Annotated in this window: 6 protein-coding genes; 3 read left to right on the plus strand and 3 right to left on the minus strand. The window is 74.0% G+C overall.

Annotated features, from left to right (window positions below; all coding sequences use genetic code 11):
* Positions 1 to 87 precede the first annotated feature (87 nt).
* Positions 88 to 1,722 carry a phosphoglucomutase (alpha-D-glucose-1,6-bisphosphate-dependent) gene (gene pgm, locus ACH9EU_RS16295; RefSeq protein ID WP_396414953.1) on the minus strand — a complete coding sequence of 545 codons (1,635 nt, stop codon included), beginning with the start codon at positions 1,720 to 1,722 and terminating at the stop codon, positions 88 to 90.
* 175 nt (positions 1,723 to 1,897) lie between these two features.
* Here pgm and ACH9EU_RS16300 point away from each other — a divergent pair, with 175 nt between their 5' ends.
* Entirely contained in the window at positions 1,898 to 2,074 is a 177-nt protein-coding gene (locus ACH9EU_RS16300; RefSeq protein WP_396414954.1) for a hypothetical protein, read from the plus strand.
* Here ACH9EU_RS16300 and ACH9EU_RS16305 read toward each other — a convergent pair.
* Positions 2,071 to 3,654 carry an amidase family protein gene (locus tag ACH9EU_RS16305; protein WP_396414955.1) on the minus strand — a complete coding sequence of 528 codons (1,584 nt, stop codon included), beginning with the start codon at positions 3,652 to 3,654 and terminating at the stop codon, positions 2,071 to 2,073. The two genes, ACH9EU_RS16300 and ACH9EU_RS16305, sit on opposite strands and share 4 nt — an antisense overlap.
* A 125-nt stretch (positions 3,655 to 3,779) precedes the next feature.
* On the opposite strand from ACH9EU_RS16305, the gene ACH9EU_RS16310 reads away from it, so the two are divergent.
* Positions 3,780 to 4,202, plus strand: coding sequence for a hypothetical protein (locus ACH9EU_RS16310; RefSeq protein WP_396414956.1), 423 nt, complete (start codon positions 3,780 to 3,782; stop codon positions 4,200 to 4,202).
* 265 nt (positions 4,203 to 4,467) lie between these two features.
* Positions 4,468 to 5,421 (plus strand): hypothetical protein, encoded by a 954-nt coding sequence (locus ACH9EU_RS16315; protein ID WP_396414957.1) that lies wholly within the window; start codon positions 4,468 to 4,470, stop codon positions 5,419 to 5,421.
* Positions 5,422 to 5,585: 164 nt separating this feature from the next.
* Here the strand turns inward: ACH9EU_RS16315 and gabT are convergent, their stop codons facing one another.
* Positions 5,586 to 6,929 (minus strand): 4-aminobutyrate--2-oxoglutarate transaminase, encoded by a 1,344-nt coding sequence (gabT, locus tag ACH9EU_RS16320; protein ID WP_396414958.1) that lies wholly within the window; start codon positions 6,927 to 6,929, stop codon positions 5,586 to 5,588.
* Positions 6,930 to 6,996 lie beyond the last annotated feature (67 nt).

A 6,996-nucleotide genomic window follows, 5' to 3' on the forward strand; every position in this document is an offset into this window, starting at 1 on the left:
GGGCGGATGCCGTGTCCGTGGCCGGGGAGGTCGTGGAGGTCGGGGTCCTCGCCGCAGAGGCGGTGTGGGTCCGTCCCTGACCCGGTGTCAGGAGATGACGCCGTCCACCAGGGTCTTGGCCTCCTGCTGGACCTGCCTGAGGTGGTCCTCGCCCAGGAAGGACTCCGCGTAGATCTTGTAGACGTCCTCGGTGCCGGAGGGGCGGGCCGCGAACCACGCGTTCTTGGTGGTGACCTTCAGCCCGCCGATCGCCGCGCCGTTGCCGGGCGCGTTGGTGAGCTTCGCCGTGATCTGCTCCCCCGCCAGCGTGTCCGCCTCGACCTGGGCGGGGGAGAGCTTCTTCAGCACGGCCTTCTGCTCCCGGGTGGCCGGGGCGTCGATGCGCTGGTAGACGGGCGCGCCGAACTCCCGGGTCAGCTCCGCGTAGCGCTGGGACGGGGTCTTGCCGGTGCGCGCCGTGATCTCCGAGGCCAGCAGGGCCAGGATGATGCCGTCCTTGTCGGTCGACCACACGGAACCGTCCCGGCGCAGGAAGGACGCGCCGGCGGACTCCTCGCCGCCGAAGCCGATCGAACCGTCCATCAGGCCCGGCACGAACCACTTGAAGCCCACCGGCACCTCCACGAGCTGACGTCCCAGCGAGGCCGCGACCCGGTCGATGATCGAGGAGGACACGAGCGTCTTGCCGACCCCGGCGTCGGGGGACCAGCCGGTGCGCTCGCGGAAGAGGTAGTCGATGGCCACGGCCAGGTAGTGGTTGGGGTTCATCAGGCCCGCGTCCGGGGTCACAATGCCGTGCCGGTCCGTGTCGGCGTCGTTGCCGGTCGCGATGTCGTACTTGTCCCGGTTGCCGATGAGCGAGGCCATGGCCGAGGGCGACGAGCAGTCCATCCGGATCTTCTCGTCCCAGTCCAGGGTCATGAACGCCCACTGCGGGTCCACCGTGTCGTTGACCACGGTCATGTTCAGGCCGAAGCGCTGCGCGATCTCGCCCCAGTAGGCGACCGAGGCGGAGCCCATGGGGTCCGCGCCGATGTGCAGGCCCGACTCGCGGACCACGTCGAGGTCGAGGACCTCCGGCAGCGTGCGCACGTACTCGTCGAGGTAGTCGTAGGTCCCGGTCGTCGAGGCCGCCCGCGCCTGGTCGAGCGGGACCCGCCGGACCCCGGCCATGCCGTTCTCGAGGAACCGGTTGGCGCGCTCGGCGATCCACTCGGTCGCGTCCGTGTCCGCGGGGCCGCCGTTGGGCGGGTTGTACTTGAAGCCTCCGTCGGAGGGCGGGTTGTGCGAGGGCGTGATGACGATGCCGTCGGCCATGCCCTCGCTCCGCCCGGTGTTGTGCGTGAGGATCGCGTGCGAGAGCGCAGGGGTGGGCACGTAGCCGTCGCGGGCGTCCAGCAGGACCGTCACGTCGTTGGCGGCCAGGACCTCGAGCGCCGTGTCCTGCGCGGGGCCCGACAGCGCGTGGGTGTCCTTGCCCATGAACAGCGGTCCGGTGATCCGCTGGCCGGCGCGGTACTCCACGATGGCTTGCGTGATGGCGGCGATGTGCTGCTCGTTGAACGACGCCTTCAGGGACGATCCCCGGTGCCCGGAGGTCCCGAACGCCACCCGCTGGCCCGGGTCGGACGGGTCCGGCTTCAGGTCGGTGTAGGCGTCGAGGAGCTTGCCGAGGTCGACGAGGTCACTGGGTTGGGCAACGGTGCCTGCGCGGTTGGTCATGGCGCCAAACCTACCTCCCGGGCCCCCCGCCCGCGGAGGTCACCGGGCCATCGCGTCGGGAAAAGTCGAGGTCCCCGTCCGCGCGGGATCCTCCGGGCAGGGGGTGGAGGAATCCGACCCCGTGAGAAAGGATGAGGGAACCATCAGCGCACGAACGAGTGAGGAGGCCGTCAGCATGAGCGACGCACCGGACGAGGCGGACCGCGGCAAGGGCCCGGAGGGCACCGTCCCGGACAACGACCAGGGCATCGGGCTGACCACCGACCAGGACCGGAGCGGTTTCGAGCCGGAGGAGGACCCCGAGGCGGCCACCGACCCCGACGAGGGGGAGGCGGCCCTGGGCCACTCCTAGCCCGTCCGCGGCCGGGGCCGCCCGCCCGGCGGCCCGGTCCGGACCGCCGGGCGGCCCCAGCCCTCCTTCGCGGGCCCGCCGGGCGGCCCGGACGGCCACGGGGCGGTCTCCAGCTGAGCGACGACGGCGAGCAGCCGGTCCTCCCCGCTCGGGGAGCCGATCAGCTGCACGCCCATGGGCACCACCGGGCCGTCGTCGTCGTGCGTGCGGGTCCACGACGTCGGGAAGGTGACCGCGGGCAGCCCCGCCACGTTGGGCAGGGACGTCCAGGGGGTGTACCGGCACTGGCGCCCGTAGTCCTGGTCGGCCCCGTCGGGGTCGGCGAGCTCGTGGCCCTCCCAGTACCAGCCGAGCGGTCGCGGGGTCATGGCGAGGGCCGGCGTGAGGACCATGTCCCAGGCCCCGAAGCCGCGGACCACCTCCTGCTCGATCCGTCGCAGGGTGCTCACGGCCCGCGCCAGGTCGACGGCCGGGCGCCGCAGGGCGCGCTCGCGGAACGAGGCCGCGAGCCCGGTGAGCCGCCCCGCCTGCCGCTCGTCGAGCTCGATCGTGCCCATCGCGGTGGTCCACACGTCGAAGAAGGCCCGCGGATAGTCCGGGTCGAAGCCCAGGGCGGCGTCCTCGACCACGTGACCCGCCGCCCGCAGCCGGCCGATCCCCGCGTCCAGGGCGGCCCGCGCCTCGGCGCACACGGTGATGTCCAGGGCGGAGTCGAAGGGGGAGGCCGTGCTCACCCCGATCCGCAGCGGCCTGTCCCCCCAGGGCAGGTCCCCCCGGCGGGCCGCGCGCACCGTGGCCAGGTAGGACCCGTGCGGCACGGCACGGACGGCCCGGTGCACCGCGTTGCCGTGGTCCGGTCCGGTCGAGGGGGCGCACAGCACGTCGAGCAGGAGGGCGGCGTCCTCGGCCGTGCGGGCGATGGGCCCGTGGACCGCCAGCTGCGCGGCGTCCGACTGGGCGTCGGCGGTGGGCACCCGGCCCCGGTTCGGCTTGAGCCCCACCAGCCCGCACACGGCCGCCGGGATGCGTACGGAGCCGCCGCCGTCGGACCCCGGGGCCACCGGGAGCATGCCCGCCGCCACGGCCGCCGCCTGCCCGCCCGAGGAGCCGCCGGCCCCGGTCGCGGGATCGTACGGGTTGCGGGCCGGCGGGGCCACCAGGTTCTCGGAGTAGCAGTTGAGCCCGAACTCCGGAACCTGGGTCTTGCCCAGGAGCACGGCCCCGGCGGACCGGAGCACCGCCGCCAGGTCGTCGTCGTGCTCCGCCGCCGGCGCGCCGGACCCCGGGCCGGCCACGGCGGCGGATCCGTACGTGGTGGGCATGCCCTGGACGTCGTGCAGGTCCTTGAGGGCCAGGGGCACGCCGTGCAGCGGCCCGCGCGGCGCCGCGCCGCTCAGTGCGTCGAGCGAGCGGGCGCGGTCCAGGGCGAGCTCGGCGGCCACGTGGACGAACGCGCCCAGCCCGGCGTCGTGCTCGTCGATCCGCGCCAGGAAGTGCTCGGCGGTCTCGACGGCGCCCAGCTCCCGGCGGGCGAGCGCGTCCCGCAGCTGCACGGCGCTCAGCTCTCCGATGCCGGTCACGGCGGCTCCTGGTCTCGGGTCCGTGCGGATCCGGACGGACCCGCGCGGTGCTGAGGCCAGGCTAGTAGGGTGGGCGGGGCGCCGGAGAGCGGTCCGCGCGTCCCGATCCGCACAGGAGGTCCACCGTGCCGACACCTCCCGCCGTCCGCTCCGCCGCGACGGCGGCCGTCCTTCTCCTGGCCGTCACCGGGTGCTCGCTCTTCGAGCGGGACTCCGGCTCGGACGAGGACAGGTCCGCCCCGGGGACCTCCGTCACGCCCGCCCCCGCCACGACGACAGCGTCCCCCACGAGGACACCCTCCGTCAGCACTGTCCGCGAGACGTGCGACCGCGCCGGCGAGGCGGCGCACGAGGCGCGCGACACGTTGCGGGAGCACCCGGAGGAGCTGCTCGCCGAGATCGACGAGCTCGCCGAGACCGCGCCGCCCGAGCTCTCCGACGAGATCGCGGCCGTCCGGGACGCGGTGGACGACTACCGGAAGGGCGATCGCTCCTACCTCGGCGTGCTCCGGGAGGCCAAGAACCTGCAGGAGCGCTGCACGGCCTGACCGGGGTCCGGCCGAGGGGGGCGCTTCCAGCCGCCGCCGGCGCCGGGGGGTCGCGTGCGGCGGTGAAGGTCACTGGTGGCCGTGCGCAGACGACCCGTCGCGGGTCCGCATTCGCTGACGACGACCCGTCGGCGGCCCACCCCGGGTCGGCGAGCCGGCCGAACCGGACTGCACCGGGCAGGGCGGACGTCTGTCGACCGAGCCGTCCTGCACAGCCGGAAGGCCACGGCTGCCCCGGAACACGGCCGTCGGACATCCTCCCGGCATGAGAGGATTCCGACCGTTGCCCGCCCGGCTCCAAGGGATCGGCTTCTGCCGCCGCGACGCCCTGTCACTCGGAGTGGCCGACCACCGCCTGCGATACCCCGATCTGAGCAGCCCCGTCGGCAGGGGCGTCCGTGTTCCTTCCCAGTGCCCCGCCCCGCAGCTGGAAGCGGCTCGGGCGCTGGCCGCCCGCTACCCCGGCGTGGTCGTGAGCCACCGCTCGGCGGCCCTTGCGCTCCGGCTGCGGGTCCCTGCCCACTGGGGGACGACGACGGAGCTCTGGCTCACGCGAGGTGACAACACCAGGGCGTTGCGGCGTCCCGGTGTGGTCTGCCGCCGAGGGCTTCTGGCACGGGAGGACGTCGTCCACGTCGAGGGCGTGCCGGTCACGTCGCCGCTGCGGACGTTCCTGGACGTGTGCGCCGAGCTGTCGGTCACGGAGGCGGTGGTGCTGGCGGACGGGCTGGTGAACACGCACCGCTACGGGATCCGGCGCGGCGTGCCCCCGGTGTGCCGTCCGGAGGAGATCGATGCCGCGGTGCGGGCCCACACCGGGAGGCGGGGCATCCGCACGGCGCGCGCGGCCGCCGACCTGATGCGGGTGGGGTCCGACTCTCCCGCGGAGACCCGGCTGAGGCTCCTGCTCGAGGACCACGGTGTCCACGGCCTGACCTTGGACCACCCGCTGTTCGATGCCGGCGGGAACCTGGTGGCGCAACCGGACCTGGCCCTGGAGAGCCACCGCCTGAGCCTGCAGTACGAAGGGTCGCACCACGAGAGGGAGGGCCAGCGGGTGCGCGACATCCGGCGGATGCGAGCCACGGAAGCCGCCGGATGGCGAGAAGTCCGGATCTGTTCCGAGGACCTGCACCGGTACGTGGTCACGACCCAGGGCCCGGTGCCCGTTGCCGTGGCTCTGGTGTGGGAGGCGATCGGCGCGGCACGGCGATGCTGACCCGGGCCGGCGGTCGAGCCGGCCGAGGAGGCGGGTTCCGTCCCCCGCGGCCGGCGAGGGGTCCCGTGTGAACCGCAAACAGCGTTCTTGCTCTTCACTCGGGACTCCTCGCGGTGGGGCGGCGTCGGTGGGGACTCCTCGCGGACGAGAACGCCGGGGGAGTGCTACCGCGCCGCCCGGTGGACGGCGCGGGCCAGGACCCGGAGGCCGTCGCGCAGCAGGTCCTCGCCGATGACGAGCGGCGGGAGGAGCCGGACGATGTTGCCGTACGTGCCGCAGGTCAGGACGATGACGCCCTGGCCCAGGCACTCGGCGGCGACCGCCCGTGCGGCCTCCGCGTGCGGCTCCCTGCCGTCCGGCAGCACGAGCTCCAGGGCCATCATGGCCCCGCGGCCGCGGAGCTCGCCCACGATGCCGGTCCCGCTGGCCAGCGGCTCGAGCTCCTCGCGGACGACCTCCTCGATCCGGCGGGCCCGGCCGATCAGGTCCCACTCCTCGATCGTCTCGAGCGCGCCGAGCGCGGCGGCGCACGCGACAGGATTGCCGCCGTAGGTGCCGCCGAGGCCGCCCGCGTGGACGGAGTCCATGATCTCGGCACGGCCCACCACGCCGGAGAGCGGCATGCCGCCGGCCACGCCCTTGGCCACGGTGACCAGGTCGGGGACGACGCCCTCGTGGTCCACGGCGAACCACGCGCCCGTGCGGGCGATGCCTGCCTGGACCTCGTCGGCGACGAAGACGGCTCCGTTGTCGCGGCACCACTCGGAGAGCGCGGGGAGGAAGCCCGCCGCGGGCACGATGAACCCGCCCTCGCCCTGGACCGGCTCGATCACGACGGCCGCGACGTTGTCCGCACCCACCTGCTTCTCCACCTGGAGCAGCGCCCGGCGGGCCGCCTCGGTGCCGGTCATGCCCTCCGGGTCCCGGAACGGGTAGGAGACGGGCACGCGGTAGACCTCGCCGGCGAAGGGGCCGAAACCCTGCTTGTACGGCATGACCTTGGCGGTCATGGCCATCGTCATGTTGGTGCGGCCGTGGTAGGCGTGGTCGAACACCACGATCGCCTGGCGCCGGGTGTGCGCCCGGGCGATCTTCACGGCGTTCTCCACGGCCTCCGACCCGGAGTTGAAGAGCGCGGCCTTCTTCGGGAAGTCGCCGGGGGCGAGTTCGGCGAGCTTCTCGGCCACGGCCACGTAGCCCTCGTACGGGGTGACCATGAAACAGGTGTGGGTGAAGTGCTCCACGGCCTCCTTGACCCGCGCGACGACGGCGGGCGCGGAGGCCCCCACCGACGTCACGGCGATGCCGGAGCCCAGGTCGACGAGCTGGTTGCCGTCGACGTCCACGACGATCCCTCCGTCGACGTCGGCGGCCCAGGCGGGCACGGAGGAGGCGACGCCGGAGGCGACGGCGGAGGCGCGGCGCTCGGTCAGCTGCTGCGACCGAGGGCCCGGCAGGGAGCCCTCGACGCGGCGGACCTGCTGGAGGCGGTACCGGATCTCGGTCATGGGGAGATCTCCTTCCACGGAGAACGGTCGGTGGGGGAGGGGGTCACGAACGAGGAGCGGTCGCCGC

Origin of the sequence: Kocuria rhizosphaerae (assembly GCF_044462265.1) — a bacterium.
Lineage (GTDB): Bacteria > Actinomycetota > Actinomycetes > Actinomycetales > Micrococcaceae > Kocuria > Kocuria rhizosphaerae.

Bases quoted from the DNA above. Each gene is read 5' to 3' on its own strand.
- pgm (WP_396414953.1), bottom strand. From the start codon at position 1,722: ATGACCAACCGCGCAGGCACCGTTGCCCAACCCAGTGACCTCGTCGAC.
- ACH9EU_RS16300 (WP_396414954.1), top strand. From the start codon at position 1,898: ATGAGCGACGCACCGGACGAGGCGGACCGCGGCAAGGGCCCGGAGGGC.
- ACH9EU_RS16315 (WP_396414957.1), top strand. From the start codon at position 4,468: ATGAGAGGATTCCGACCGTTGCCCGCCCGGCTCCAAGGGATCGGCTTC.
- gabT (WP_396414958.1), bottom strand. From the start codon at position 6,929: ATGACCGAGATCCGGTACCGCCTCCAGCAGGTCCGCCGCGTCGAGGGC.